General features: G+C 50.7%; 1 protein-coding gene and 1 pseudogene. One reads left to right on the forward strand and one right to left on the reverse strand.

Annotated features, from left to right (window positions below; translation table 11 throughout):
* Positions 1 to 158: 158 nt before the first annotated feature.
* A pseudogene (locus tag J07HQW2_RS18530) lies at positions 159 to 281 on the forward strand (zinc ribbon domain-containing protein); the annotation flags it as partial.
* A gap of 224 nt (positions 282 to 505) precedes the next feature.
* On the opposite strand, the gene J07HQW2_RS18535 reads toward J07HQW2_RS18530, so the two are convergent.
* The gene (locus tag J07HQW2_RS18535) at positions 506 to 649 is read right to left on the reverse strand and encodes a hypothetical protein (protein ID WP_021051688.1); all 144 of its coding nucleotides are present in this window, start codon (positions 647 to 649) and stop codon (positions 506 to 508) included.
* Between the last annotated feature and the right edge of the window lie 687 nt (positions 650 to 1336).

Genomic DNA, 1336 nt, shown 5'->3' on the forward strand with positions numbered 1-1336 from the left:
ACGAACGGCGTCACGAGTTCGAGGATTTAATCGATATGTGTGAATGTCCCGGCGCATCGTTGGGACAGAAATGTACGCTCAATCGATTGTCCAGATGTGACTCTGTCGAATATAAAGCCGCCGAATACTGTTTGAATGTGACGTAGGTTGATCTAGAGAACACCTCACGGCAATGCTCACACTGTGCGCACCCCCTATATGTAGACAACCGCGAGAGTGGGTCATTCGAATGCCAGGAATGTGCCTCCGAAAACCACGCCGATTCTAACACCGCGAAGAATATCAACCGCCGGTATCTTCGTCGGAACCAAACTGGAAACGACGGAGGCGTGCGCTCGGGCAACGGGATACTGAACGTGACTGGAGCCTATGAACCTCCTGCCGATAATTCGGTCAGAACGGGAGTCCGCGTTGAATCGGAATCTCACCCGCTCATGAGTGGGTATCTCAGAGCTAACACAAGATGTGACCTAACCAGGGATTCATTCAGGAATTTCTCATCTGCTCATAATCCGATGAGATCGTCAATTTCGACTTCGGAAACGTACCCTCCACAGACAGCGCACTCATCAACATTATCGGGTCCAGATCCACCTTCCATATGCAGGTTTCCACACTCAACACATGCTTCAAATTCTGCGTCTAGCATTATACTCTATCATACCAAGCAAATATAATAGAGCTTGTGCCGAATATACATAAATTGATATTTCTAAATATTCATACGATAATATGCCGAGCACGGTGAATTGACATTCTTCTCCGCGTGAAGGCGTCGTCACGCTGGAGGTGACCGCCCGCTAGACACAGTCTAGCGACGGAGGAATCCTGAGCGGTGGAGGTTGCAGGTTTTCAGTTCTACCGAACTCTAACCGAGAAAAATCCGTGTGGGGTCCACAGGCTGTGGTGAGTGGAGTGCGACGCCTCGGCCCCCGGTACTCCTCTGCTCAGCTATGTTCGAACTTCCAGAGTTGCTCGTCCCTCGGAGAGTCCGGCAGATGTCGCCGGAGTTGGAGTGAAAATCCGCTACAGTGCCTGGGCTTAGAGTAAAACACACAGAGTGAGATGTGGAGAATCGAACAACCAGCAATGTGGAACTGTGAAAAGGGAGCGCTGTGATTGATCCTCGTGGCTGCCTCCTCGCTCATTGACAGACCGGATCAGTGACCGGCGTAGATGAGGCTCATAAGAATCCTGAGTTACAGGCAGGGTCCTCCTCAGCGGTTGGAGCAGTCGAGAGATAAACAACACCTGTGATTATTACAACTGGTCTTCCAGCGGCAATCATCCACAGGGGGCATGGAACGCGAACCATATGCTTGACACAAACATTGGC

This window comes from Haloquadratum walsbyi J07HQW2, assembly GCF_000415985.1.
GTDB lineage: Archaea > Halobacteriota > Halobacteria > Halobacteriales > Haloferacaceae > Haloquadratum > Haloquadratum walsbyi_B.